Origin of the sequence: Amycolatopsis orientalis DSM 43388 (assembly GCF_000411975.1) — a bacterium.
Classification (GTDB): Bacteria; Actinomycetota; Actinomycetes; order Mycobacteriales; family Pseudonocardiaceae; genus Amycolatopsis; species Amycolatopsis orientalis_D.
The window spans coordinates 21,990-47,228 of record NZ_ASXG01000094.1 but is presented as its reverse complement, the minus strand read 5'-3'; the positions used below and the strand labels follow the sequence as shown (position 1 = coordinate 47,228).

Genomic DNA, 25,239 nt, shown 5'->3' with positions numbered 1-25,239 from the left:
GCGGGGTACCCGGCGGGGATGAAGCGACCCGGCCCGGTGCGCTGGCTGCACTACGTCTACGGCGGGGTGCTCCCCGAGGAGTACCGCGAGTGGGTGCTGTACGACGCGACCGCGAAAACCTGGGTGCTGCGCTTCGCGTTCCGGATCTTCGTCGAGGCGCTGCCCTGGCTGATCGCGGGCTACGTCGTGCTCAGGCTGGTCACGCCGATGCCCGCCGGGATGATCGTCGCCGCGCTGCTGATCAGCCTGCTGCTCAGCCTGTTCCTCACCGTCACCAGCGCCGACGAACTCGCCGAGGTCCGGCTCACCAAGCACGGTTTCCCGCCCGGCACCGGAAAGGAAGTCCGCAAACGCCGCGGTGGAGCGTCGACCTGGCCGTGACGGGCCTTGCCGGAAGCGTAACCACTGGGTTACGCTTCCACCGTGGACCTGGCCGCCAGCGCCATCGCCGACCCCGTGCGGCGGGACATCCTGGCGCTCCTTCGCCACCAGTGCCTGCCCGCCGGGCAGATCGCCGCGCGCTTCGCCATCAGCCGGCCCGCGGTGTCGCGGCATCTGCGCGTGCTGCGGGAAAGCGGGCTGGTGCGCGACGAACTCGCAGGCAGGCAACGGTTTTACTCGCTCGACCCGCGCGGCTTCGCCGAACTCACCGCCTGGCTCACCCAGCTCCTCGCCCCGCCGGCCTGGCAGCAGCGGCTCGACGCGCTGGAGACCGAGGTCCACCGCACCCGGCGCGAACGCCGCCGGGACGCCTCTTCCGGAGAGGAACACACCGCATGAAACCCGTGCCCACCGCGAGCGCGCACCGCGTCGCCGAGGCCATCGACCTGGTTCTGCCGCGCACGTTCCGCGCCCCGATCGACGACGTGTGGGCCGCGATCACCGAACCCGAACGCACCGCGCGCTGGTTCGGCCCCTGGAAGGGAGACGGGGCACCCGGTCGGCTGGTCCGCGTCCAGATGGTGTTCGAGGACGAGCAGCCCTGGATGGACCTTCGCATCGACGCCTGCGAGCCCCCGCGGCGGCTGGCTGTTTCGTCCACCGATGAATCCGGTGCCTGGCGGATGGAACTGCAGCTTGAGTCCCTTGCCGCGGCGACGGAACTCCGGCTGGTGCACCACCTCGGATCCGCGGACAAGATCCCGGAGGCCGGTCCGGGCTGGGAGTACTACCTGGACCTGCTCGTCGCCGCCTTCAAGGGCACGCCGAAGCCGGACTTCGCCGACTACCACCCGGCAATGACGCCCTATTTCACCGAATTGGCCGGAAAGTTCTCCTGACCGGCCGTCAATAGTCCACTTCGGACAGTCGGCAGCCGAACGAATTGTCCTTGGCCGGCCCCGACTTCCCCGTTCGGCTGACAGCCGCGACCGGCACGGAAACACGCCGCCGACTGGCCGATCCCCGGCGGCATATGGAGTACACTGCTGTACCAGTTACTTTCAGTAGTCCCGCGTGACGAGGTGTGGGCCGGTCCGGTGGGAGGTGCACGGTGGACACGACACTGGGCAGCACTCTGGTCACCGAGGCGGACGAGGACGAGCGCACCGACGCCGAACTCCTCGCCGCCGTACGCGCCGGAGACTGCCAAGCCGGCGGCGAATTGTTCCGGCGGCATGTCACGCTGATGCGCCGCGTCGCCGCCGGATTGGTGCGCCAGCAAGCCGAACGCGACGACCTGGTCGCCGAAGCCTTCGCGCGCGTGCTCAGCACAGTCGCGGCAGGCGGCGGCCCGGAGTCGAACGCGCCGGCGTATCTCGTGGCCACCATGCGAAATCTCTTCGCCCGCTGGAGCCGCCACGAAAATCGCATCGATCTCTACGCGACAGTCCCAGAACCGGTGACGCTCGACGGCGGCGCCGACGAACTCGCGGTCATGCGCTCGGAAGACCGCCTGGTGTGGTCGGCCTACCGGACGCTGCCCGGCCGCTGGCGAACCGTGCTGTGGCGCCTGTCGGCCGAAGGCGACACGCCAGCGGAACTCGCACCGGTGCTCGGCGTGTCCCCGAACGGCGTCGCCGTGCTCGCCCGCCGCGCCCGCGAGGGACTGCGGCAGGCCTACCTGCAAGTCCAGGTGCCGGACGCGGAATTGCCGCAGTGCCAAGAAGTCCGCCGCCGAATGGGCGCGTGGCTGCGCGGCACCCTGCCCGCCCGCCGGGCCGGGATCCTCGCCGAACACCTCGCGGCATGCGAACCGTGCCACGCTGTCGCCGCCGAACTGGCCGAGGTCAACCGCGAACTGCCGCGGATGACCGGCTGCGGCGACCCGGCGATCCCGGAGCCCCGCTAGCCGGGTCAGCGTCGTGCCCGGCCCCGCGCTCTTTGCTCCAGAAGTGGGCAGCCCGCCTGGAAAGCAACAGCTCCGCAGCGGCCGGTTCGTCGGACACTGGTCGCGGATCCGCCCGGCGACGACCAGAGTCTGCCGATGTGCGAGGCCGGCGACGCCGCTGTCCCTGTTGCCCGGCAAAGAAAACCGCGGGCCCGGACCGTGACCGGTCCGAGCCCGCGGCGGGAAAACCCTCAGTGCGCCGGGATCAGTGTCCCAGGTGCAGGCTGTCCAGGTGCACGTTGCTCGCGTGCGACTCGAGGCCGCCCGCCACGTCGTGCAGGTGGTTCTGGACCTCGTTGAGCGGCGCGGCGTGCGCGGCTTCCGGCAGCTCGCCGGTCGTCACGTGCTGGGTGCCGGTCTCGACCGCGTCCTGGACGGTGCTCGTGACGTGCTGAGCAGCCGCGTTGACGGCCGGGGCGTGCGCGGTGGCGCCCTCGATGGCGTGGGTCAGCGAACCCGCGTTCGGGGCGGCTGGCAGCGCCGGAGCGTGCGGCAGCTCGCCGACGCCCGGGACCGACGGGGCCTGCGGCAGCGCGCCGACACCCGGGACCTGCGGCAGTTCGCCCGCGCCCGGGACCTGCGGCAGCGAGCCAACCTGCGGCAGCGAGCCCACGCCCGGAACCGCCGGGAGGCCCGGAGCGGCCGGAAGCGCGCCGGTCACGTGGTCCAGCGTGCCGGACAGGTCGCCGGCCGAGGTCAGGTCGCCGGCCGCCTGGGTCAGGTCGGCGCGGACGTCGTCGCCGTGGACGCCGACCGGGGTCGAGCCGATCGCCTCGTTGACGGTGCCCAGCAGGTGCGAGCCGCCCTGGCGGACGTCCTCGACGATGCCGCTGACCGGGCCGCCGACGACCGGGAGCTTGCCGGACTCGGCCACGACGGCCTTCCAGGTCAGCGCGTCGCCGAGGTGGTTGGTGGTCGCGTCCACCGCGGAGCCGACGAGCTTGCCGTCGAAGACGTGCTCGCCCACCGCGTTGACGGTGTTCTGGGTGTCGATCGCGGCGGCGTCGAGGATCGGGCCGACGACCGGGACCGAGTGGGTCGCGTCGGCGACGTGGTCCAGCACGCCGGAGACCGCGCCCAGGGCGCCGTGGGTGACGGTGTTCAGGCCGGTCGCCTCGGCGACGTGGCTGACGTCCTCGAAGACCGGGCTGAGGTTCGGCAGCCCGCCGAGGACGCCGCCGAGGCCCTGGCCGGCCTCGTGCGCCACCGGCTCGGCGGCGGCGTTGGCCTTGTCGAACGCGCCGGCCAGGTCAGGCGACGGCACGCTCGGGGCGGCGGGCACGCCCGGGACGCTCGGGGCGGCCGGGACGGCGGGAGCGGCCGGAAGCGGGGCGCTGTCCATGACGAGCGGCATGATGTCCTGCACGTCCGACGGGTTCAGCTCGCCCAGGCCGGCGCTGTTGAGCACCCCCTGCGGGTCGGCCTTGTACTCCGCCAGCGACTGCGGGTCGTTCAGCAGGTTCAGCGCGAATTCGTGCAGCGTCTGCACCGGGCCCATAGTTCGTATTCTCCTGTGGTGACAACGGATCGGGGTGGGGTGTCCGAGAAACGGACGAGCCGGCCCCAGAGCCGGCTCCTTTTCCGAACATAGGACTCCGCCGAATGCCCGCCATCGGGGGGTCACCCGGGTTAGCCGGAGTACCCACTAGGGACTTCGCCGCTCCCCCGATTAGGGGCATTAGGGGATTCGGCGCGTCAGCGCTGGTCACAGCGTTGCCGCCGACCCACCCCGCCGAGCGCCGCCCACCCCACCGATCGGGCGACGGACGCGGGTCGCCCGGAGAGGTTCGCCAGGACCACCCATTGGTGTGACACCTACAGGGCTTTTCCCGCCGAACCGGGCGCGGCGGGAAAGCCGAAACGGCGCGCCGACCGAGTTTGCCCAGCCGTCCGCCGTTTCGGAGACTTCGCCGACGTTTGGCGCGGAATCCGTGCTGGATGTTGTTTGCGGAGGTTGATCACGGTGCGATTAAGGGGATTCTTCGCGGAATCCGCCGGGCGACGCGATCGGCGGTGAGGGGCGGCCAGCGTGGACCGGACCGCCTGAAGGCCGCGCGCTGGGCACCGGCCGCCCGCAGCAGCGATCCGGCAGCACGAAGTCGGCAAGCGATGCGGACAGTCTCGCCCGGCCGCTGCTTGCCCGGATCCCTGCTCCCGCTAGCGACGGCTGACCCGAAGCCAGCCGTCGCCACAGGACCAAACCCGGCCCGCGGCAACCCGCACCCGTACCCAGCTCCCCGCCAGCACCAGCCCGCCGAGGCCACCCGAATCAAACCGATCCCACACCGTCAGGCAGTGGCGACCCGCACCGAATCCGGCGTCTCCAACTCCCGCAGCAGTTCCTCCTGCCGCCGCCGGTAGGAGGCCACGTTGGCCAGCTTGATTTCCTCGTATCCGCGCACCGAGTCCGGCAGCGCCGCCAGCTCGACCAGCCGCGTGTCGCCGCGGTCGGCTACCTCGAGCGCGCGTTCCAGCGCCTGCCGGTACTCCCCGATCAGCGCTCGCTCGACCCGCCGGACCTCCGCGCGGCCGAACGGGTCCAGTTTCGTCCCGCGGAGCTTGCGCATGGCCCGCAGCGCGGCGAACGCGGGCCGGAAGCTGCGGCCGCCGAGGCTGATTTTACGGTTCATGCCCAGCGCGCGCAGCACCGGCGGGTGCAGCCGGTGCGCGAATCGCGTGCCGACGCCGAACTGGGCTTCGATTTCCGCGGTCAGCTGCGGGTCCAGCGAAAGGCGCGCGACCTCGTACTCGTCCTTGTAGGCCATCAGCTTGTAGAGATTCCGCGCGACCGCCTCGGTCACCGAAGCATTGGCCCGCGTGCGGACGCGCTCGACGAACTCCGCGTATTCCCGCGCGTAACGCTCGTCCTGGTAGGCGATGAGGTCCGGGATGCGCAGGTCGAGCACCCGGGCGAGTTCGCCGTCCGCTCGCACCAGAGCGCGCACGCGGCGGACCGCTTCCGCGTCGACCGTCGCCGGAGCCGGGGCGTCCGAAGACGGGGAGAGTTCCGCGGTGAGCGTGTCCGGGTCGGCGACCAGCTGCCTGCCGCGCCGGAACGCCTGCAGGTTCGTCTCCACCGCGGTCCCGTTGATCGTGATGGCCTGTTCGAGGCTTTCCGCGGTCACTGCCAGCGCCCCGGTCTGGTAAGCCGCGCCGAGCTGGAGGATGTTGGCGAACTGGTCGTCGCCGAAGATCTGCTCGGCGAGGCCGCGCGCGTCGAGGTAGTGCCCGGCGGCGGTCGCGTCGCCGAGCGCGCCGCGGATGCTGGACTGGTCCGGGTAGGAAACTTCCTTGTCCACCACCATCCGGCCGGTCGGAACCTCCGAAGTGGACACTACGGCGACCGTCCGCGAGGCGTCGGCGACCCCGAGGTACGCCGGGTCGGCGGCGACCAGCGCGTCGCACGCGAGGTAGAGGTCGCACTCCCCGTTCGCGAGTTTGGGAGCCTGCTCGACCGCGTCAGCGGAGATCTTCACGTCCGACACGACCGCGCCGCCCTTCTGCGCGAGGCCGGTCTGGTCGAGGGTGCGCACGTGCTTGCCGTCGAGAACCCCGGCGACGCCGAGGATTTGCGCGATGGTGACCACGCCGGTGCCGCCGATCCCGGTGATCCGCACCGCGACGTCGGACCGGGTTTCCGCCGGTTCCGGCAGCACGTCCGCGCTGATCGGGGCGAGATGGCGGCGCTTGACCTCGCCGGTCGGGACGACGGTCAGGAACGACGGGCAGTCCCCGTCCAAACAGGAGTAGTCGACGTTGCACGAAGCCTGGTGGATCTGCGTTTTACGACCGAACTCCGTCTCGACCGGCTGCACCGAAAGGCAATTCGACTTCACCCCGCAGTCGCCGCAGCCTTCGCAGACGCGTTCGTTGATGAACACCTTGCGGGCAGGCGTTTCCTGCTTTCCCCGGCGACGCTTGCGTCGCTTCTCCGCCGCGCACTCCTGCTCGTGAATCAGCACTGTGACCCCGCGGTGCGCGGCCAGTTCTTCTTGCGTGCGAAGGAGTTCCGACCGGTCGCGCACCTCGACCCCGCGCGGCAGCTTGCGCTTGCGCAGCCGGCGCGGAGCGTCCGAAGTGATCACGACCTTGGCAGCGCCCTCGGTCAGCAGCAGCGCGGCGACCTTCTCCACGGACAGCCCGCCGACGGCGTCCTGACCGCCGGTCATCGCGACCGCGGAGTTGTAAAGCAGCTTGTAGGTGATGTCGACGCCCGCCGCCACCGCGGCGCGGACGGCGAGACTGCCGGAGTGCATGAACGTGCCGTCGCCGATGTTCTGGATCAGGTGCGGCGTCTCGACGAACGGGGCCATGCCGATCCACTGCGCGCCTTCGCCGCCCATCTGGGTCAGCCCGACTACCTCGCCGACCTGCTCCGGCTCCATGAACAAAGCCATGGTGTGGCAACCGATTCCGGCGCCGACGAGCGTCCCGTCCGGGACCTTGGTGGACGAGTTGTGCGGGCAGCCGGAACAGAAGTACGGCGTGCGGGCCAGCAGCGGCACCGAAATACGCTCGCGCCGCCGCCGTTGTTTCCATGCCGCGACGGGTTCCGCGTCGGGCAGGCGTTTGGCCAGGCCGCTCGCGATGCGGTCCGGGTCCAGTTCGCCGAGTTCGGTGAACAGCACCTGGCCGCGCGGATCGGACTTGCCGTACACGCGCGGGGCGCCGGTGCGGCCGTAGAGGATCTCCTTGATCGCCGGTTCGACCAGCGCGCGCTTCTCCTCGACCACCAGGATTTCGTCCAGGCCCTCGGCGAATTCCCGGATGATGCCCGGTTCGACCGGGTACACGACGCCGAGCTTCAGCAGCCGGATCCCGTAGCGGGACAGTTCGGCTTCGCCGAGGCCCAGCATCCGCAGCGCCTGCCGAAGGTCCAAATAGGACTTCCCGGCCGTGACGATGCCGACTCGGTCGTCCGGTCCGGATCGGACGATGCGGTTGATTCCGCTGGCGCGCACGTATTCCATCGCGAGCGGCAGCCGCACGCGGTGCAGGCTGTGCTCGAGCGTGCTCAGTTCCGGTCCGAGCAGGCGGCTGTTCGGCTGGTGCTTGTACGCGCCTTCGGGCATCTCCGGCGCGGTCCAGTCCGAATCGACCACTGCGGTGCCGCCGGAGTCGGCGACGTTCGCGACGATCTTCATCGAGGACCACAGCCCGCTCGCGCGGGAAAGTTCGACCGCGTGCCTGCCGTGCTCCAGCACGTCCTGCGAGTCGGCCGGGAAGAACACCGGCATCGCGAGGTCGGCGAGCGCGTGCTCGGACGCACACGGGATGGTCGAGGATTTCGCGTTGGGATCGTCGCCGACCAGCGCGACCGCGCCCCCGCGCGGATCGGTGCCGGCGAGGTTCGCGTGCCGCAGCGCGTCGGTGGCCCGGTCCAGGCCGGGCGCCTTGCCGTACCACATGCCGACCACGCCGTCCGGCCGCATCGTGCCCGCCCGGGCGGCGAGCTGGCTGCCCATGACCGCGGTCGCGCCGAGTTCCTCGTTGAGGCCCGGCTGGTGCACGATCCGGTGCTCGGCCAGCAAGGCGGACCGCCGCGCCAGCTCCAGGTCGAACCCGCCGAGCGGCGAACCCTGGTATCCGGACACGAAGGCCGCCGAGTCCGCGCCGTTCCGCCGGTCCAGCCGGATCCGGTCGAGCAGGACGCGGACCAGCGCCTGCACCCCGGTCAGGTAGACGGTGCCCGCTTCGCGCACGTACCGGTCTTCCAACGTGAAGGCGTTCATCCGCACTTCCCTTCCGCACGCCATCAGCCGGCGGGCACCCGCCGTTGGGACGTGAGCCACCTCACCCGACACCTGGGACCGGCGCAACGCGCCCGGCCACTGTAGTGGCAAGGACGCAAAGGATGACGCGCGAGAGGGCCGATCGGGCAGATCTGTTGCGTACGATGCCGCTTATGACCGAAGAACTGCTGGACGCGACCGACCACGAGATCATCGCGTTGCTCCGCGAGGACGCCCGGCGCACGTTCTCGGACATCGCCGGGCGGGTGTCGCTCTCGACCGCGGCGGTGAAGCGGCGCGTCGACCGGCTCCGGGAGAAGGGCGTGATCACCGGGTTCACCGTGCAGGTCGACCACGCGAAACTCGGCTGGGGCATCGAGGCGTTCGCGCAGCTGCGGTTCTTCGGCAGCACGAACGTCGCGGAGATCGTGGAGACGACCACACGGATCCCGGAGGCGCAGGCGGTGTTCACCATCGCCGGCGACCCGGACGCGGTGGTGTGGCTGCGCAGCCGCGACATGGCGCACCTGCAGAGCACGATCGACGAACTGCGGCGCAGCCACCGGATCACCAGCACGCGGACGCTGATCGTGCTCGATTCGTGGGTGCGTGGCGAGGATCGGCCGGAGTGACCTTCGGGCGGCGGCGGCACGGTCCGGCAGTGCTCGATTTCGCTCGCCGCACCCGCGCTGGGCACGGGAGCGGGACCGCCATCCGCCATTTCTCGCTTTCGAGCAGCAATCGGGAAATGGGGGCTGCTTCGGGCCTGAGGCCGCCGATTTCGCCTTCCGCGGGAATTCGACAGTCCATTGTGGAGTGCTATCGACAGGTCTCGGGGCGGCCGCGGGTGCCGTGACCGAGTAGTGTCACCCGGTGACAGAAGCGTTCGCGGGAGGGGAAGGCATGCCTGCTGATCCGGTCGGCGAGTCCGGCGAGGCGCGGCCTCGGCGGGGGCGTCCGCGCGGGACCAGCGCGCGGCAGCTCGAGGAGATCGCGCTGCGGCTGTTCACCGAGCAGGGATTCCACGAGACCACGGTCGATCAGATCGCGGCCGCGGCCGGGGTCAGCCGGCGGACGTTCTTCCGGTATTACGACGCCAAGTCGGACGTGCTCTGGAACGAGTTCGACTCCGAGGTGGACACGATCCAGGAGCTGCTCGCCGAGGCGCCGGAGGACGTCCCGGTGCTGGAAGCCGTCCGGCGGGCGGTGCTGGCGGCCAATCATTACCGGGCCGAGGATGTGCCCGAACTGCGGATGCGGATGAATTTGCTCAGCACCGTCGCGGAGCTGGCGGCCAGCGCGACCCGGCATTATGACGCCTGGGAACGGGCGGTGATCAGTTTCGTGGCGCGGCGGACCGGGCAGGACGAGGATTCGCTGTATCCGCTGGCGGTCGGGCGGGCGGTGCTGGCTACGTGCCGGGCGGCTTACGAGCGGTGGTCGGCTCGGGCCGATGCGGATTTGACGTTGTATCTGGATGCCGGGTTGCGGGCGTTGGCGGCTGGGTTCGCTGATGAGGTGTTGGTTGGGGAGCCTGGTGGGGGTTAGGGGCGGCTGCTCGTCGCCTGGCGGCGACATTGCAGGCGGGTGAGTTGGCGTGGGGCACCCCGAAGCTTGATTGTGCTGACGGTCTGAGGGTGGTTGTCAAGGCGGGAAAGCGTGCCTTGACAAGCACCCCAAGACCGCAGGGAGGCTTCGTATCGGGGTGCAGGGCCAGGGCTGGGTGCCTCGATCGGTGGGTGCAGCGGTTGCGGATCGCGGGGGCCGGGGCTGGCGACCCGATGTGGCCTGCGGGCCGGTGTCGGTAGCGGCGGGGCGTGAAGGGCTCCTCGAGGGAATCTAAGCCCGTGAAGGAGCCCCCCACGGACGGCGGCGGGTCGTGAGGGGAACCCTGACGGAATCAGCGTCCGTGAAGGTGGCCCTCACGGGCGGTCCAGCAGGGTGGCCAGGGCGGCGGGGGCCGAGGCGGCACCGGTGAGCGGGTGCCAGCGTGCGCCTGCATCTCGGGCGAAGCGTTCGGCTTCCTCGCAGTCTTCTGCGGGGGCCAGGATCAACAGTTCTTCGCACGCGCGCGCCGCGGGTAGTGGGTCTTGATCGTCGGTGGCGCGGCAATCCGACAGCAGCAGGACCGTTTTCCGGGCTGCTCTTGAGGAAGCCAGTTGTTCGTTCGCCTTGTGCAGAGCTGCTGCCAATGCGGTGACGCCGTGTCCGCGCAACGACAACACCGAATCCACTACCGCGGCCTTCGACCTGGAGGACCGCAGCGGGCGGATTACCTCCGCCGTCCGGGCGAAGGACACCACTGCGTGTTCCACTGGGGCCCGCCACGAGCATGCGGCGGCGGTGAGTGCGGCCGCGGCCAGTCGTGCGCCCGTCATTGAGCCGCTGGTGTCTATTACCAGGCACAGGGCCAGTTCCGGGCGGGCCCATCGGCGGGCTACCAGGTCGTCCAGGGCTGGAACTCCGCCGACGGCTGCCGCGTCGACCAGTGCGGGCAGGGATCGGTCCAGGTCTAGTTCGCCGCCTCGGTCGGCGCGGTCTCGGCGCAGCTTTCCTACGCCTCGTCCGCGTGCGACGCCTTGGCGGGCGACGTCGATCATCAGGCGGCGGGCCAGGCCTCGGGCGGCAGCGCGCAGGGACTCGTCGGTCGCCTTGCTCATCTCGACCAGCAAGGCCATCGCCTCGTCCGCGTCCTCGCGGAAGACCGTGCTGAACGCTTCCTCGTCCAGCATGCCCACCTCGGGCGAGATTTCCGCGAAGCGGCTGTTGCGGGACAGTTCGGAGCGGGGCGTGGTGCTGCTGCGCGCTGAACCCGGGCGGGGCGGTCGCTGATGCTGTTGGGGGCCCGCCGGCGGCGGGCTCAGGCTTCCCCCGGCGGGGCACCGCCTGCCGAGTCCGGTGGCGGGTCTTCCTCGCCGAAGACCGCGACGTACAGTTCGTCGATCACCGATTCCGCGGTACGGCCGCTGGATTCGTGCAAACCGATTCGACCGGACAACGCTGCCAGGGCGGCGTCGTAGCCGATGCGCCACTCGGTGGCCGAGGCACCGCGGATGCGGGCCAGCGAAACCGCCAGCCGGACTACGTCGATCGCGCCGCGCACGGACGAACCGACCCGGACGTCGGCGTGCTCGCGCGTGCGGCGGACCAGGTCCACGACTTTGTCCCGCCATTCCGCGGGCACGGACGGGCCGCGGCGGGCGACGATGTCGCTCTCCTCCTCGTGGCTTTGGTAGCCCATCACAATCCGGCACACCCGGTCGTAGATGGCCGACGAGATGCGGGCGGTGCCGACCGCGTCGAACGGGTTCATCGCGGCCACCAACCGAAACCCGTCCGCGGCGCGCACCCGGCCCAGGCGCGGGACGTGCAGTTCGGCCTCGGACATGACGGTGATCAGGACGTTGAGCGTCTCCTCCGGGATCCGGTTGACTTCCTCGACGTACAGCAGGCCGCCGGTGCGCAGTGCCTCGATGAGCGGACCGTCCACAAAGGTCTCTGGCACGTAGCCCTCGGCCAGCACCCGCGAAGGGTCGAACTGGCCGACCAAGCGGGCGGGCGTCAGCTCGGCATTGCCTTCCACGAACACGAACGGTGAACCGCCGGCTTCCGCGACCGCGCGCAGCAGCGTGGTCTTGCCGGTGCCGGGCGGGCCTTCGAGCACGACGTGCGCACCGCAGTCGAGACCGGCCAGCAGCAGCTCGATTTCGCGGCGGCGGCCGACCACGTCCGCGGCCAGGAGGGGAACCGCGGACCGCGGACCGGAAACCGGCCCGCAGTCCGCCGACAAAGCCGTCACGGCGCGTCGTGGACCAGCACGCCGCGCACGTTCCGGCCCTCCAGGAGATCGTCGTACCCCTGGTTGACCTCTTCCAGGCGGTATGTGCGGGTGATGATCTCGTCCAGCTTCAGGTCGCCGCTCTGGTACAGCCCGAGGATCTTCGGGATGTCCGTGGTCGGGTTGCAGTCGCCGAACAGGCTGCCCTTCACCGTCTTCTTGAACAGCGTCAGGATCGAACCGGGGAGGTTGACGTTGTTGACCGACAGTTTGTTCAGCCCGGTCAGCACGATCGTGCCGCCCTTGCCGGTGGCGTTGAACGCGCCGGTGACGATCTCCTCGGTGACGATGCCCGCGGTGACGATCGTCTTGTCCGCGCCGTTGCCGTTGGTGAACGACTGCGCCAGCTCCGCGGCTTCCTCCGGCGTCGCGACCGCGTGCGTCGCGCCCAGTTCCATCGCCTTTTCGCGCTTGTTCTCCAGCGGGTCCAGCGCGATCACGTTCTTCGCGCCGGCATAGCGCGCGCCCTGCACCGCGTTGATGCCGATGCCGCCGACGCCGGACACGATCACCGTCTCGCCCGGCCGGACGTTGGCCGCGTTGACCGCCGAACCCCATCCGGTCGGGACGCCGCAGCCGACGAGCACCGCCTTGTCGAGCGGGAGGTCGTCGTCGACCTTCACCACCGAGTTCTGGTGGATGGTCGAGTACTGGCTGAACGTGCCGAGCATGCACATCGCGCCGTATTCCTTGACCGGGCCGGGACCGCTGAACGGGAACCGCTCGCCGGGCAGGTAGCCCTCGAGGATCGTGGCGCCCATGTCGCAGATCGCCTGCTGCCCGGTGGCGCACCAGCGGCACACGCCGCAGTTCGGGATGAACGAGCACACGACGTGGTCGCCCGGCTTGACCCGGGTGACGCCGGGGCCGACGTCCTCGATGATGCCCGCGCCCTCGTGGCCGAGCACCATCGGCAGCCGGGCCTCCAGGTCGCCGTGCGCGATGTGCACGTCCGAATGGCACAGCCCGGCGTGGGTGTACCGGATCAGCACTTCGCCCTGGCCGGGGCCTTCGAGGTCGAGTTCGACCACCTCGATCGGCTTGCCCACCTCGTAGACGACCGCTGCTTTCGTCTTCATCGGGAACTCCTTTGTTCGAGCGGGCGGATCACAGCGCGATGTTCACGGACTTGGTCTGCGTGTAGAGGTCGAGCGCGGCCGCGCCCAGTTCCCGGCCCCAGCCGGACTGCTTGTAGCCGCCGAACGGCATCGCCGTGTCGAAGCCGTTGTACTGGTTGACCCACACCGAGCCTGCCTTCAGTTCCTTCGCAGTACGGTGCGCCTTCGCGACGTCGCGTGTCCAGACCCCGGCGGCCAGGCCGTACTCGCTGTTGTTGGCCGCGGCGGCCACGCCGGCTTCGGCGTTGAACGGCATGGCCGCCACGACCGGGCCGAAGATCTCTTCCCGGACGATGCTGAATTCCGGTTTCACGTCGACGAAAACGGTCGGCTCGATGAAGTATCCGGTGTCGCCCCAGCGTTTTCCGCCGGTGAGCGCGCGGGCGCCGTCGGCGAGCCCCTCGCCCAGATAGCGCGAGACGCGGTCGAACTGCTCTTGGGACACCATCGGACCCAGCTGGGTTTCCGGGTCGAGACCCGGCCCGATCTTCACCTGGCTCGCCGCCTCCGCGACCGCCTGGGTGAACTCCTCGAAGATCGTGTCCTCCACGTACAGCCGCGTTCCGGCGACGCAGCACTGGCCGTGGTTGAACATCCACGCGTTGACCGAACCGGGCACCGCGAGGTCGAGATCGGCGTCGGCGAAGACCACGTTCGGGCTCTTCCCGCCCAGTTCAAGGGAAACCTTCTTCAGGTTCCCGCTCGCCGCCTGGACGATCTTCTTGCCCACCTCGGTCGAGCCGGTGAACGCGACCTTGTCCACGCCGTCGTGCGCGGCCAGCGCGGCCCCGGCGTCGCCGAAGCCGGTGACGATGTTGACCACGCCGGGCGGGAATCCGGCCTCCTCGAACAGCCTGCCCAGCAGCAGCGCGGTCAGCGGCGTCTGCTCGGCGGGCTTGAGCACCACGGTGTTGCCCGCGGCGAGCGCCGGCGCGATCTTCCACGCGGCCATCAGCAGCGGGAAGTTCCACGGGATGATCTGCCCGCACACGCCGACCGGCTCGCGCAGCGTGTAGGCGTGGAACTGCGCGTCCGGAGCGAACGGCATCGACACGTTCACCGTGCTGCCTTCGATCTTGGTCGCCCAGCCCGCGTAGTAGCGGAAGACGTCGGCGGCCCAGCCGGTGTCCACCGCCGTCGCGATCGCCGCGGACTTGCCGTTGTCGAGCGCTTCCAGCTGGCCGAAGATCTCCGCCCGCTCGGACAGCAGATCGCCGATGCGCCAGATCAGCCGTTCGCGCTCGTTCGGCTTCATCGCCGGCCACGGGCCCTCGTCGAACGCCTTGCGCGCGGCGGCGACGGCGCGGTTGACATCCTCGGCCTCGGCGTGCGCGACCTCGGCGATCTTTTCCCCGGTGGCCGGGTCGTAGGTCGGGAAGGTCCGGCCCGACGCGGCCGGGACCCAGCGCCCGCCGATCAAGAGCTCCAGCGGGCCGGACACGAACTCCCGGACCTGGGTGTGCAGGGGGAATTCCACCGTTGCGGTCACCTGGCGCCTCCTCACTTCGTTGTGACGGAGGTCATCGTCACCCGGCGGACCGGGGGCGAAGTGTTACAGAAGTGGACAGTCGTCGGTCACGCCCAGCGCCTGCATGCGCCGGTAGAGCGTGGTGCGGCTGATGCCGAGTTCGCGGGCCGCGCGCAGCTTGTTGCCTTCGCTGGCGCGCAACGCCGTGACGATCGCGTTCCGTTCGGCGAGTTCCCGCCCGCCGAGCTGCCGCGTGCGCGAACTGCCGCGGTACGCGGGCGGCAGCTGGGCGAGGTCGATCACCCCCGTGTACGGAAGACGGGAGACCTCGCGCATCACCGCGCGCAGTTCGTGCAGGTTGCCCGGCCACGGATGCGTCCGCAGCGCGGCCAGTGCGGTACCGGTGAAGCGCGGTTTTCGATCCGGATACTCGTCGCGGAGCATAGACTCGGCGATCGCCGGCAGGTCGTCGAGACGCTCGCGCAACGGGGCGAGGGCGACGGTTTCGGCGCACCTCGCCGCGATTGCCGCGACGGCCGGGGACATCGCGTCCGAAGGGACGGAGGTGAGCAGGAGCCGGGCCGATCCCGGGTTGTCGAGCGCCTCGCCGACCAAGGGGAGCAGGCTCTCCGGGAGCAGGTGAACGTCGTCCAGGACGACGGCGGCGCGCGGCTGTGCGATCAGGTCGGCGAATCTTGTCGCCCAGGCTCGGGGTTCCTCGCGCAGCGCGGCGGCGCCGTGCAGGACGACCGGATCGTCCACGCCGGCTCGCGCACGGGCCTCGGTGGTCCGGCCCGTGCCCGGTTCTCCCGCGACGAGGACCGAGCGGGCCGGCTTTTTCCCGGCGGTGGCCGGTTTCCGACTGCTGCTGGTGCTCCTCGCGATGCGGAAGACGGCACCGTCCGTCGAACCCTCGACGCGTTCGGCTACGACCGAAAGACTGATTCCGTCACCCACTTCGAGGCGAGTGTCGAACACTCCGCGTTCCGGCACTTGCGGCAGCAACGTGCGCAGGAGGGTCGGATCGGCGGGGCGCAGGTGCTCGATGCAGGTTTCGTTGGCGAACACCAGGTCCCCGCCGAGCACCGCGACCGGCACGCTGCGGTGGTGCGTGGCCTGCTGGAACGCCAGGAACAGCCGCCGTTCGCAGGCGCGGGCGCTCTCCAGCACGAGCTGTTCGATGTCGCCGACGACGCGTTGCACGAGCGGCCCGAACAGCGGATTGCTGCTGTCGCTTTCGCCGGTGATGTCGAGGACGCCCTCGATCCGCCCGGTGAGCGGATGCCGGATCGGATGGCCGTAGCAGCTGAACCGCTTCAACGCGTCGACGTAGTGCTCCTGGCCGTGGATTTCCACCGCCTGGCGCGATTCGTGCGGCGTGCCCAGCGCGTTCGTGCCGACGCGGCCCTCGCTGAGCTGCGATCCGTGCAGCACGCCGATCTCCTCCAGCTGGCGCTGCAGGCCGCGGTCGCCGAACCAGCGGAAGACGAGCCGGCAGTCGCGGTCGGCGAGCAGGATGGAGAACCGGGTGCCGGTCAGCTGCTCGACGAGCTGCTCCAGCACCGGGCGGGCGGCGGTCATCAGCCTGCTGCGCGGATCGACCTCGCCGATCGAAATCGCGGACTGGTCCAGCTCCGGCGCCACGCCGAACAGCCGGGACCGGCGCCACGAATCGGCGATCGGCGGCCGCAGGACGGCGGAGCCCTGCGACGGTATCCCTCCGAGCGACACTGCTCCTCCCGACTACCGGACGGCGACGTAGCGGTTTGTGTGACAGTACCTTCGCGGATCGACAAGTTCCAGACGCGCGTCTTCCCGGGACCCAGTGTGTCCTTTGTGGACAATGGTAAGGTCGGGTGGGTGCTGCGTCGTTTTCTGCTGCTTTTCGTCGCGTTGTTCGGCTGGGCCGAATGGGAGCACTGGCGCTCCTCGCGGCGCGGATTGGGCGGCCGCCCCGGGACGTCGGGCACCGGCGAGGCAGTGGTCGTGCTCGGCTACCGCAACCGCGGGTCGCGAGCCAATTTCGTGAACCGCTGGCGAGTGCGGGCGGCAGTACGTTCGCAGGCGCCAGGACCGTCGCGCCTGGTGCTGTGCGGCGGCGCGGTCGGCGGCTCGGAGACCGAGGCCGCGCTGATGGCCCGGTACGCACGGGAGCGCGGCTACCGCGGTCCGCTGGCGCTGGAGACGGAGAGCCGGTCGACGTGGGAGAACGTGCTCCGCGCGGTGCCGCTGATCGAGGACGCGGACCGGATCAAGATCGTCTCGAATTCCCTGCACGCGGAGAAGGCCCGGCATTACCTGCGCCGCCACCGCCCGGACCTCGCGGAGCGACTGGTGCCGGCGAAGGACTACCGGTTCGGCGAGCTGCTGGCGGTGAAGCCGTTGATGGCGGTACTGGGAAAACGGAATCTGCGACGGCTGCAGCGATGAGCGTGGATCCGGCATGGGGGCACGCTGCGCGGCGGGACCGGCCAGCCGGACAATGGCCGGGCGAGCGATGCGAGGCGGGGACGGACGACCAGCCGAACACCAGCCGGGCGACCGATCCGAGACGCGGACGGCCAGCCGAACACCGGCCAGGCGACCGACCCGAGACGCGCACACCCAGCCGAACACCAGCCGGGCGACCGACCCGAGACGCACACACCCAGCCGAACACCGGCCAGGCGACCGACCCGAGACGCACACACCCAGCCGAACACCGGCCAGGCGACCGATCCAAGACGCACACACCCAGCCGAACGCGGGTCGGCCGAGCGATACGAGGCACAGGCGGCCAGCCGAACACCGGCCAGGCGACCGGCGCGAGGCACCGACGCTGGCTGGACGAGCGATGGCCCGGCCCGGCCCCAGCGCCGCCGAAGAGGTCCGCACCCAAGCCGGGCGAGGTCAATCCCGGCTAGAACCGGCAGCACCACTCACGACGCGCCAGTCAGGTGCGCGTTGATCTTCCCCAGCGTCGCCGCCAGCGCGCCCCGCTCGTCGGGGGCGAGCGGGGCGAAGACCAGTTCGTCCGCCTCGGCCAGCACCTCGTCGAGGCCGGTGACCAGGGCGATCCCGGCGTCGGTGGCGTAGACCCGTTTGCGCCCGCCCTCCGTGCGCCGTTCGATCAGTCCCCGGCGTTCGAGGCCCTTGAGGAGCAGGGAGACGTTCGCGGGCGTCGTGCTGGTCATCTCCGCGACGTCTCGCTGGATCATGCCGGGCCGCCACCCCAGGTAGCCAAGCACGATGGCCTGTTCGAAGGTGAGGTCGCGCGTGCGGCTCCATTCCTCGATCCGCTTGCGCCGCACCCAGCGAATCGTGCGGAAAATGTCTCCCGGCATCGGTTCCGGCGGCTTTTCCACAGGCGAAGTTAAGTCTTTAACCAATGGTTGGACCAGCGGAAGGAACAGCTCGTCGACGATCGCCCGGATCCGCGCGGGCCGGAGCGGGGCGAGGTCCAGCAGGAGGTCGTGGCGCGCCAGCTGGAACGGCATTTCGAGCACCGTGCCGGACAGGCGGGTCAGGTCGATCTCGCCGCGGTCGTGGGCGCGCTGGTAGATGTCCCGGGGAAGCAGCCGGTCGCCGATGATCTCGTCGCGGATCTGGGCGGGCGTGGCACCGGTGCTGGCCAAGAGCCCGGCATAGGAGGCAGCGACCGCGATCGCGAAGAATCCGGCGAGCGCCTCGCTCGCCGCGGTCAGGTACGCGAGCAGATCGCCGCGCAGGCTCCCGGTGTCGGGAACGGCGATCGGGTTGAGGGCTCGGTGCCGCCGCATCGCGGCCAGCACCAGTTCGTCCTTGTTGGCCCACCGCCGGTAGAGCACGGCCTCGCTCGTGCGGGCGCGGACGGCGACCGATTCCATGGTCAGCCGCGCGTACCCGGCTTCGACCAGCTCCTCCCATCCGGCGGCCAGCAACGCGGACTCCAGCTGCTCGCCGCGTCGGCGGCGGACGGTTTCCGGGGCCACGCAACCCACGATAGAAAGGTTTGTCTTTCTTAGCAACTTTCTCTACTGTGGCGGACAGGGAGTTCTTCGGAGCCAGGGGGATCGAAATGTCGCACGCACACCCGTCCACGTCCGAATCGCCGGTGCTGATCGTCGGCGCGGGCCCGACCGGGCTCACGCTGGCCTGCGAACTCGCGCGGCGCGGCGTCGCGTTCCGGCTGGTCGAAGCGTCGCCCGGCCCGCGCCCGGGCTCGCGCGGCAAGGGGCTGCAGCCACGCAGCCTCGAGGTGTTCGACGACCTCGGCGTCATCGACCGCATCCTCGCCAACGGCCGGTCCGCGATGCCCATCCGGCTCATCGACCCCGACGGCCGCACGAGCGGCGGCCCGACCTACGAAGAGCGTCCGGATGTTCCTTATCCCGCAACGGTCATCACTCCGCAATGGCGCGTCGAAGAAACTCTCGGCCTGCGCCTGGCCGAACTCGGCGGCGCGGTCGAGTTCGGCACCGCGCTCGAGAGTTTCACCCAGTCCTCCGACGCGGTGACGGCACTGCTGCGCACCGGCGACCAGACCGAAACCGTCCGCGCGCAATGGCTGGTCGGCTGCGACGGCGGCCGCGGCGTCGTCCGCAAACAAGCCGGGATCGCCTTCGAGGGCGAGACGGACGAGCGGATCCGGATGATCGTCGCCGACCTGGCCGTCGACGGCCTCGACCGCGACGCCTGGCACATGTGGCGCTGCGCCGAGGGTTTCGTCAGCCTCTGCCCGCTGCCGTCCACCGAGCTGTTCCAGTACCAAGCGCCCATCGGCGGCGAACCCGACCTCGACTTGTCCACCCTGCAAACGATCTTCGCCCGGCGAAGCGGCCGCACCGACCTCCGCCTGCACACCCCGAAATGGACGTCGGTGTGGCGCTCCAACACGCGCCTGGCCGACCGGTATCGCGAGGGCCGCGTCTTCCTCGCCGGCGACGCCGCGCACGTGCACTCCCCCGCGGGCGGCCAGGGCATGAACACCGGCATCCAAGACGCACACAACCTGGGCTGGAAACTCGCCGCCGGTTCGCCCGCCCTGCTGGACACCTACGAATCCGAACGCCGCCCGATCGCCGCCGGCGTACTGCAACTGTCGACCGCGCGGCTGGCCGAAGCCGCCAAGCAGAAAAGCATCCCCATCCGCAGCGACCGGGCCACGACCCAGCTCAGCGTCAACTACCGCGGCTCCGTCCTGGCGCGCGACGATCGCGGCGAATCCGCCCAGCTCCGCGCGGGCGACCGCGCCCCGGACGCCCCCGGCCTCACCACCACGACCGGCACCTGCCGCCTGTTCGACCTCACCCGCGGCGGCCAGTTCACCCTGCTGAACTTCGGCCCCCGGGTCGAGGCGCCGGTCCGCACGTTCCACGTCGTCGCCCGGCCCGCCGCCGACGACGAGATCGCCGACTCCGCCGGTCACCTTGCCCGCGCCTACTCCCCGACCGGCCGCAGCCTGATCCTGCTCCGCCCCGACGGCTATGTCGGCCTGATCTCCGACGCGGGCGACTTCCCCGCTGTCCAGGAGTACCTGCTTTAGCCTCTTCCCATGTCCGCCCCCGACGAACTGGCCGCGACGCTGTACGGCGCGGTCAGCCTGATCGCCCGCAGGCTGCGGCAGAACCAGATCACGGCCGAACTGTCCCTGCCGGAACGCTCGGCCCTGTCCCGCCTGGACCGCGACGGCCCGGCCACCACCGCCGCGCTGGCCCGCGCCGAGCAGATCACCCCGCAAGCGATGAGCGCGACCCTCAGCGGACTGTCCGCACGCGGCTTCGTCACCCGCGACCCCGATCCCGCCGACGGACGGCAGATGATCGTCTCGCTGACCCCCGAGGGGAGCGAGGTGCTGCGCGCTCGCCGCGACGCCCGGATGCGGCAGTTCGCGGATTCGCTCAGTTCGGGCTTCTCGCCGGAGGAGCTGAAGGTGCTGGCGGAGGCGGCGCCGTTGCTGGAGCGGCTGGGGCAGACCTTCTGACCGCCGCGGTCCGTCCATTGTGGAACTCGGATGCGTTTCCCCCGCGTCCTGGTATCCTGGCCAGCGGACCGCAGAGTTGATCAAGAGGATTTCCATCGTGGCAGGTGAAGACGACATCTCCGGGTGAGCCCGGGGCACGGGCCAGCACGGCGCCGGCCCCTCGCTGATCCCCGCGCGGCACCAGGCCGCGCGCGGAAAGTTCCCGTCCGGGTCAAAGACCCGCGGGCGGCGAGGCAGTCGACCTCAGGCAGGCGTGAGCACGCCTTCGATCCAGGTCGGGCGCGGTCGCGGCAGGCCCCATCCACGTCGTCCACGTCACCTCCAGCAGGGGCACCCCCCTGCCGATCCACCACGAGGCCTCACATGTCCGATCTCCGCATCGTCCTGTCCGGAATCTCCTTCTCCTGGCCGGACGACACCGTCGTCTTCGACCAGCTCTCCGCCACCTTCCCGGCAGGCCGGACCGGGCTCGTCGCGCCCAACGGGGCCGGGAAGTCCACGCTCCTGAAGCTGATCGCCGGGCAGCTGAAACCGTCCGCGGGCAGTGTCACCGTCGACGGCGTGCTCGGGTATCTCCCGCAAGACCTGCCGCTCACCGCGGACCGCACGGTCGCGGAGGTGCTCGGCATCGACGCGATCCTCAAGGCCATCACGGCCGTCGAGGGCGGCGACGCGGCCGAGGAGCACTTCACGACCATCGGCGCGGACTGGGACATCGAGGACCGCACCCGGGCGCAGCTGGACCGGCTCGGGCTCGGCGATCTCGCGCTCGACCGGCTGCTCGGCACGCTCAGCGGCGGCCAGGTCGTGTCCCTGGGCCTCGCCGCGCAGCTGCTGCGCGGTCCGGACGTCCTGCTGCTCGACGAGCCCACCAACAACCTCGACCACACCGCCCGCCAGCAGCTCTACTCGGTGCTTTCCGACTGGTCCGGCTGCCTGCTCGTGGTCAGCCACGACCGCGCGCTGCTCGACCGGATGGACCGGATCGCCGAACTCGGCGCGGACGAAATCCGGTTCTACGGCGGCAATTTCACCGAATACGAACAAGCGGTGCAGGCCGAGCGGGAGGTCGCGGAGAAGAACATCCGCAACGCCGAGCAAGAGGTCAAACGCGAGAAGCGCGAAATGCAGCAAGCCCGGGAACGCGCGGCGAAACGGGCCAGCAACGCGCAGCGGAACCTGTCCAGCGCCGGTCTGCCGAAGATCTTCGCGGGCACGATGAAACGCAACGCGCAGGAGTCCGCGGCGAAGGCGGACGGCACGCACGCGGCGCGGGTCAGTGCGGCGAAGGCCAAGCTCGACCAGGCCGAACGGTCGTTGCGCGGCGAGCAGAAGATCAGCCTGGAGCTGCCCAAAACCGCGGTTCCGGCCGGGCGGACCTTGTTCGCCGGCAAGCATCTTCGGGTGCGCGGCCTGTTCGCGGGCGAAGGTGCGGAGCTGTCGATCCGGGGTCCGGAAAGGATCGCGCTCACCGGACCGAACGGCGTCGGCAAGTCGACGTTGCTGCGGCTCATGCACGGCACGCTCACCCCGGACGCGGGCGAGATCAGCCGTGCGGACGGGCGGATCGCGTATTTGTCGCAGCGACTTGATGTGCTGGACGCGGAACGCACGGTCGCGGAGAATCTCGCCGACGCCGCCCCGGAAATGCTGCCCGCGGACCGGATGAATCTGCTGGCGCGCTTCCTGTTCCGCGGCGGGCGGGCGCATCTGCCGGTCGGCGTGCTGTCCGGCGGGGAACGGCTGCGCGCGACGCTCGCGTGCGTCCTGTTCGCCGAGCCGGCTCCGCAACTGCTGCTGCTCGACGAGCCGACGAACAACCTCGACCTGGTCAGCGCCGGCCAGCTGGAAAGCGCGCTGAACGCCTACCGGGGCGCGTTCGTGGTGGTCAGCCACGACGAACGGTTCCTGGCCGAAATCGGCGTGGACCGCTGGCTGCGGCTGGAAAACGGGCAGCTGCGGGAAACGGCCGGGATCACCGGATGACCGCCCTGCGCGCGCACGAGATCGTGCGGGTGCTCGGGGAACGGCGCGTGCTCGACGGAGTGTCGGTCACCGCCGCCCCCGGCCGCCGGATCGGGGTGATCGGCGAGAACGGCACCGGGAAATCGACGCTGCTGAAGGTGCTCGCGGGCGTGGACGCGCCGGATCGCGGCGAGGTCGAGCGACCGCCGGAGCTGGGGTTCCTGCACCAGGAAATGCCGTTCGACCCGGCACAGCCGGTCGCCGATTTCCTCGATCAGGCCCTTGCCGCGGCCCGCCAGGTGCTGGCTCAACTCGACCGGGTCGCCGCGCTGCTCGCCGAAGCGCCGGAAGACGCCGCATTGCTGGCCGAGTACGCCGAATTGCTCGACCAGGCGCAGCGACACGAGGCGTGGGACGCGGACCGGCGGGCGGAGATCGTGCTCGCCGGCCTGGGGCTCGCCGAGATCGAGCACGAGCGCACGCTCGGTTCCCTCTCCGGAGGCCAGCGCGGACGGCTCGCGCTCGCCGGGCTGCTGGTCCGCCGTCCGTCCGCGATGCTGCTCGACGAACCGACCAACCACCTCGACGCCGAAGCCGCCGCGTTCCTCGAAGCCCAGCTGCGCGAACTGCCGGGCACCGTGGTGTTCGCCAGTCACGACCGGGCGTTCCTCGACGCGGTGTGCACCGACATCCTCGACCTCGACCCGGCCCCGGACGGCCCGGTCCGGTACGGCGGCTCCTACACCGGGTACCTCGGCTGGAAACGCGCCGAACGCGAGCGCTGGGAACGGCAGTACCTCGAGGAGCAGGAGGAGCTGGAGGAACTGCGCGACGCGCTCGGCGGCACCGCGCACCGGGTCGCGCCGGGCCGCCTCGCGCCGGACAACGAGAAAATGGGCCTCGGCCGCAGATCCGGCCGGGTGCAGAGCCAGATCTCGCGCCGGGTCCGGGCCACTACGCGCCGGCTGGACGAGCGCGAACGCACCCAGCTTCCCGCGCCTCCGCCGCCGCTCCGGTTCCGGCCGCGAGCGCTGGCCGTCGAAAATCCGCAGGAAACCCTTGTCACGCTGGAGAAGGTGCATCTTCCGGCCAGGCTTTCGGCAGCCAGCCTGGAGGTCCGGGCCGACTCGCGGCTGCTGGTCACCGGCCCGAACGGCGCGGGAAAGTCGACGCTGCTGCTTCTCCTCGCCGGAGAACTCGATGCGGAAGGCGTGACCCGGCAAGCCGGCATCATCACCGGAATGCTCCGCCAGGACACCACTTTCGCCCGCCCGCAACGCACCGCCCGCGCCACCTATCTCGCGACCCTGGGCCCGGAACGCACCGCTGCCGTCCCGCTCAACTCGTTGGGACTGCTGACAAATCGGGAAGCGTCCCGGCCGGTCGGCGAGCTGTCCGTCGGACAGCGCCGCCGTCTCGCGCTCGCGCTCCTCATCGCCGATCCGCCGCACCTGCTGCTGCTCGACGAACCGACCAACCACCTCTCCCCCACGCTGTGCGACGAACTGGAGGACGCTCTCGGCACCAGCCCGGGCGCGATCGTCGCCGCCACGCACGACCGGCGGCTGCGCGAAAACTGGACCGGGCACGTCCTCCGCATCGGTCCCGACCACCGCGTTACGCCGTTAGAGTGATCCACGCCGGGCGGACGTCCGGCGGAAGGCCTGGGCAGCGACCACCCCGCGAAACATCCGCTCGCGAAGGGAACGACCGATGATGCACGAAGTCCTGCGCCGCCACGTCGACTCCGGATTCGTCCCGGGCGCGGTAGCGCTGGTCGCGCACGGCGACGACGTCCAGGTGACCGCCGTGGGACACCTCGACGTCGAGGGCACCGCGCCGATGGCCCGCGACTCCCTCTTCCGGCTCGCCTCCATCACCAAGCCGATCACCGCGGCGGCCGTCCTGATGCTGGTCGAGGACGGCCGGTTCGCCCTGGACAGCCCGGTCGCCGAATGGCTTCCCGAACTGGCCGACCCGAAGGTGGTGCGGACGCCGGAAAGCCCGGTCGACGACGTCGTGCCCGCCCAACGCCAGATCACCGTCCGCGACCTGCTGACCTCCGGGGCGGGGTACGGCTTCCCCTCGGACTTCTCCTTGCCGCAGGTCCAGGCGCTGTCCACGGTGCAGACCGACGGCCGCGAGGTCCGGCTGCGCCCGGAGCCCGACGAGTGGCTCGCCCGCCTGGCCCGCATCCCGCTGCTGCACCAGCCCGGCGAGGCCTGGCTGTATGACACCTGCTCCGACCTGCAGGGCATCCTGATCGCCCGTGCGTCCGGCCAGTCGCTGCCGGACTTCCTCGCCGAGCGGGTGTTCGAGCCGCTCGGCATGGTCGACACCGCGTTCGAGGTCCCCGCCGCCAAGCGGCACCGGTTCGCCAGCTACTACCGCGGCGGCGACAACGGCCTCGAACTGGCCGACGCGCCGGACGGCCAGTGGCGCGAGGTGCCGCCGTTCCCGGCCGGATCCGGCGGGCTGGCCGGCACCGCCGACGATTGGTTCCGCTTTGCCCGGATGCTCCTTTCCGGGGGAAACCCGCTTCTCTCGCGCGAATCCGTCCGGCAGATGACCGCCAACCACCTGACCCCGGAACAGATCGCGGCCAACCCGGTCTTCCTCGAAGGACAGGGCTGGGGATTCGGCGGTTCGGTCGACGTCGCGCCGACGCGGCCGTGGCAGGTCCCGGGCCGCTACGGCTGGGTCGGCGGCACCGGAACCAGCGCCTACTTGACGCCTTCGACGGGTTCGGTGGCGATTCTTCTCACCCAGCGCGGGGTGGACGGACCGGGCGGCATCCCGCAGATGCAGGACTTTTGGCGGGCGGCGGCCGCGCCGGAGTGATCCGCCC

The 25,239-nt window shown here is 70.5% G+C and carries 20 protein-coding genes; 12 read left to right on the top strand and 8 right to left on the bottom strand.

Translation table 11 applies throughout. The annotated features are described in order from the left end of the window. Nucleotides 1-18 precede the first annotated feature (18 nt). The 4 genes from L942_RS18645 to L942_RS18630 all read left to right on the top strand — a co-directional run bounded on the left by L942_RS18645 (nt 19) and on the right by L942_RS18630 (nt 2,290). Nucleotides 19-381 (top strand): DUF5313 family protein, encoded by a 363-nt coding sequence (locus tag L942_RS18645; protein ID WP_037362036.1) that lies wholly within the window; start codon nt 19-21, stop codon nt 379-381. A gap of 42 nt (nt 382-423) precedes the next feature. Continuing rightward, a complete protein-coding gene (locus tag L942_RS18640) occupies nt 424-780 on the top strand; it encodes a metalloregulator ArsR/SmtB family transcription factor (protein ID WP_037362034.1) in 357 nt (118 codons plus the stop codon). Beyond that, on the top strand, nt 777-1,280 hold the full coding sequence (locus L942_RS18635; RefSeq protein ID WP_037362032.1) for an SRPBCC family protein: 504 nt from the start codon (nt 777-779) through the stop codon (nt 1,278-1,280). Before L942_RS18640 ends, L942_RS18635 begins: the two co-directional genes overlap by 4 nt. Nucleotides 1,281-1,492: 212 nt before the next feature. Further along, entirely contained in the window at nt 1,493-2,290 is a 798-nt protein-coding gene (locus tag L942_RS18630) for a sigma-70 family RNA polymerase sigma factor (RefSeq protein ID WP_106964938.1), read from the top strand. A 244-nt stretch (nt 2,291-2,534) separates the two neighbouring features. Here the strand turns inward: L942_RS18630 and L942_RS18625 are convergent, their stop codons facing one another. Together L942_RS18625 and L942_RS18620 are read right to left on the bottom strand one after the other, a co-directional pair. Continuing rightward, nucleotides 2,535-3,827, bottom strand: coding sequence for an IniB N-terminal domain-containing protein (locus L942_RS18625; protein ID WP_200862861.1), 1,293 nt, complete (start codon nt 3,825-3,827; stop codon nt 2,535-2,537). 790 nt (nt 3,828-4,617) lie between these two features. Then, a complete protein-coding gene (locus L942_RS18620) occupies nt 4,618-8,061 on the bottom strand; it encodes an indolepyruvate ferredoxin oxidoreductase family protein (RefSeq protein WP_037362029.1) in 3,444 nt (1,147 codons plus the stop codon). Nucleotides 8,062-8,234: 173 nt separating this feature from the next. On the opposite strand from L942_RS18620, the gene L942_RS18615 reads away from it, so the two are divergent. Then, nucleotides 8,235-8,693, top strand: a complete 459-nt coding sequence (locus L942_RS18615) for an Lrp/AsnC family transcriptional regulator (protein WP_037362027.1) — start codon at nt 8,235-8,237, stop codon at nt 8,691-8,693. A gap of 241 nt (nt 8,694-8,934) precedes the next feature. Then, nucleotides 8,935-9,609, top strand: a complete 675-nt coding sequence (gene mftR / locus L942_RS18610) for a mycofactocin system transcriptional regulator (protein WP_235079243.1) — start codon at nt 8,935-8,937, stop codon at nt 9,607-9,609. Between the two features lie 374 nt (nt 9,610-9,983). Here the strand turns inward: mftR and L942_RS18605 are convergent, their stop codons facing one another. The 5 genes from L942_RS18605 to L942_RS18585 form a co-directional block, all read right to left on the bottom strand. Then, nucleotides 9,984-10,793 carry a vWA domain-containing protein gene (locus L942_RS18605; protein WP_235079240.1) on the bottom strand — a complete coding sequence of 270 codons (810 nt, stop codon included), beginning with the start codon at nt 10,791-10,793 and terminating at the stop codon, nt 9,984-9,986. 128 nt (nt 10,794-10,921) lie between these two features. Beyond that, the gene (locus tag L942_RS18600; RefSeq protein WP_037362023.1) at nt 10,922-11,860 is read right to left on the bottom strand and encodes an AAA family ATPase; all 939 of its coding nucleotides are present in this window, start codon (nt 11,858-11,860) and stop codon (nt 10,922-10,924) included. After that, nucleotides 11,857-12,978: an NDMA-dependent alcohol dehydrogenase gene (locus tag L942_RS18595; RefSeq protein WP_037362021.1), complete on the bottom strand. Its 1,122-nt coding sequence runs from the start codon at nt 12,976-12,978 to the stop codon at nt 11,857-11,859. Before L942_RS18595 ends, L942_RS18600 begins: the two co-directional genes overlap by 4 nt. A gap of 28 nt (nt 12,979-13,006) precedes the next feature. Further along, complete coding sequence (locus L942_RS18590) at nt 13,007-14,506, bottom strand: aldehyde dehydrogenase family protein (RefSeq protein WP_037362019.1); 1,500 nt, start codon at nt 14,504-14,506, stop codon at nt 13,007-13,009. Between the two features lie 63 nt (nt 14,507-14,569). Further along, nucleotides 14,570-16,216 (bottom strand): sigma-54-dependent Fis family transcriptional regulator, encoded by a 1,647-nt coding sequence (locus L942_RS18585; RefSeq protein WP_051166076.1) that lies wholly within the window; start codon nt 16,214-16,216, stop codon nt 14,570-14,572. 129 nt (nt 16,217-16,345) lie between these two features. On the opposite strand from L942_RS18585, the gene L942_RS18580 reads away from it, so the two are divergent. Further along, a complete protein-coding gene (locus L942_RS18580) occupies nt 16,346-16,915 on the top strand; it encodes a YdcF family protein (RefSeq protein WP_200862860.1) in 570 nt (189 codons plus the stop codon). A 488-nt stretch (nt 16,916-17,403) separates the two neighbouring features. Here L942_RS18580 and L942_RS44935 read toward each other — a convergent pair whose 3' ends face one another. Beyond that, nucleotides 17,404-18,435: a TetR/AcrR family transcriptional regulator C-terminal ligand-binding domain-containing protein gene (locus L942_RS44935; protein WP_063695789.1), complete on the bottom strand. Its 1,032-nt coding sequence runs from the start codon at nt 18,433-18,435 to the stop codon at nt 17,404-17,406. Between the two features lie 86 nt (nt 18,436-18,521). On the opposite strand from L942_RS44935, the gene L942_RS18570 reads away from it, so the two are divergent. From L942_RS18570 to L942_RS18550, 5 genes are all read left to right on the top strand, one after another. Then, nucleotides 18,522-19,988: an FAD-dependent oxidoreductase gene (locus tag L942_RS18570; protein WP_037362017.1), complete on the top strand. Its 1,467-nt coding sequence runs from the start codon at nt 18,522-18,524 to the stop codon at nt 19,986-19,988. 9 nt (nt 19,989-19,997) lie between these two features. Further along, on the top strand, nt 19,998-20,426 hold the full coding sequence (locus L942_RS18565; protein ID WP_037362015.1) for a MarR family winged helix-turn-helix transcriptional regulator: 429 nt from the start codon (nt 19,998-20,000) through the stop codon (nt 20,424-20,426). A gap of 363 nt (nt 20,427-20,789) precedes the next feature. Beyond that, nucleotides 20,790-22,412 (top strand): ABC-F family ATP-binding cassette domain-containing protein, encoded by a 1,623-nt coding sequence (locus L942_RS18560; RefSeq protein WP_037362013.1) that lies wholly within the window; start codon nt 20,790-20,792, stop codon nt 22,410-22,412. Further along, the gene (locus L942_RS18555) at nt 22,409-24,025 is read left to right on the top strand and encodes an ABC-F family ATP-binding cassette domain-containing protein (RefSeq protein ID WP_037362011.1); all 1,617 of its coding nucleotides are present in this window, start codon (nt 22,409-22,411) and stop codon (nt 24,023-24,025) included. Before L942_RS18560 ends, L942_RS18555 begins: the two co-directional genes overlap by 4 nt. A 79-nt stretch (nt 24,026-24,104) precedes the next feature. Next, nucleotides 24,105-25,232 (top strand): serine hydrolase domain-containing protein, encoded by a 1,128-nt coding sequence (locus tag L942_RS18550; RefSeq protein WP_037362009.1) that lies wholly within the window; start codon nt 24,105-24,107, stop codon nt 25,230-25,232. Nucleotides 25,233-25,239 lie beyond the last annotated feature (7 nt).

Excerpts from the sequence above, each read along its gene's own strand:
- L942_RS18645 (WP_037362036.1), top strand. The coding sequence starts at position 19 with ATGAAGCGACCCGGCCCGGTGCGCTGGCTGCACTACGTCTACGGCGGG.
- L942_RS18570 (WP_037362017.1), top strand. The coding sequence starts at position 18,522 with ATGTCGCACGCACACCCGTCCACGTCCGAATCGCCGGTGCTGATCGTC.
- L942_RS18595 (WP_037362021.1), bottom strand. The coding sequence starts at position 12,978 with ATGAAGACGAAAGCAGCGGTCGTCTACGAGGTGGGCAAGCCGATCGAG.
- L942_RS18605 (WP_235079240.1), bottom strand. The coding sequence starts at position 10,793 with ATGCTGGACGAGGAAGCGTTCAGCACGGTCTTCCGCGAGGACGCGGAC.
- L942_RS18625 (WP_200862861.1), bottom strand. The coding sequence starts at position 3,827 with ATGGGCCCGGTGCAGACGCTGCACGAATTCGCGCTGAACCTGCTGAAC.
- L942_RS18550 (WP_037362009.1), top strand. The coding sequence starts at position 24,105 with ATGATGCACGAAGTCCTGCGCCGCCACGTCGACTCCGGATTCGTCCCG.
- L942_RS18555 (WP_037362011.1), top strand. The coding sequence starts at position 22,409 with ATGACCGCCCTGCGCGCGCACGAGATCGTGCGGGTGCTCGGGGAACGG.
- L942_RS18560 (WP_037362013.1), top strand. The coding sequence starts at position 20,790 with ATGTCCGATCTCCGCATCGTCCTGTCCGGAATCTCCTTCTCCTGGCCG.
- L942_RS18615 (WP_037362027.1), top strand. The coding sequence starts at position 8,235 with ATGACCGAAGAACTGCTGGACGCGACCGACCACGAGATCATCGCGTTG.
- L942_RS18565 (WP_037362015.1), top strand. The coding sequence starts at position 19,998 with ATGTCCGCCCCCGACGAACTGGCCGCGACGCTGTACGGCGCGGTCAGC.
- L942_RS18620 (WP_037362029.1), bottom strand. The coding sequence starts at position 8,061 with ATGAACGCCTTCACGTTGGAAGACCGGTACGTGCGCGAAGCGGGCACC.
- L942_RS18635 (WP_037362032.1), top strand. The coding sequence starts at position 777 with ATGAAACCCGTGCCCACCGCGAGCGCGCACCGCGTCGCCGAGGCCATC.